This window comes from Rhizobium ecuadorense (assembly GCF_001187535.1).
Taxonomy (GTDB): domain Bacteria; phylum Pseudomonadota; class Alphaproteobacteria; order Rhizobiales; family Rhizobiaceae; genus Rhizobium; species Rhizobium ecuadorense.
On the sequence record NZ_LFIO01000709.1, the window covers coordinates 1 to 242 of the forward strand.

The window sequence follows — 242 nt, forward strand, 5'->3', positions numbered from 1 at the left end:
GCCGGGAACGGGATGGAAATTGTGCACCCGTGCAATCTCGGAATCGGGTATTCCGACGCGGACGATATAGACGTCCTTGACTGAAGCTCCCGAATTTTCCTCGATCGAATCAGCTGAGACATAGAAGACCTTGCCCTGCAGAACAGGGGTCGTGCGCCGATTGAGCGCCGTGAGGCGGATCGAGGCCGTTTCGCCCTCATGCAGCTGATCGATCGAGGTGCGCAGCACCTGCGCTTCCAGGA

The 242-nt window shown here is 58.7% G+C and carries 1 protein-coding gene; it reads right to left on the reverse strand.

Features of this window, described 5'->3' with window-relative positions:
- Positions 1-242, reverse strand: a 242-nt coding sequence (locus AF337_RS13435; protein WP_193393612.1) for a beta-barrel domain-containing protein, incomplete at both ends; no start/stop codon positions are given.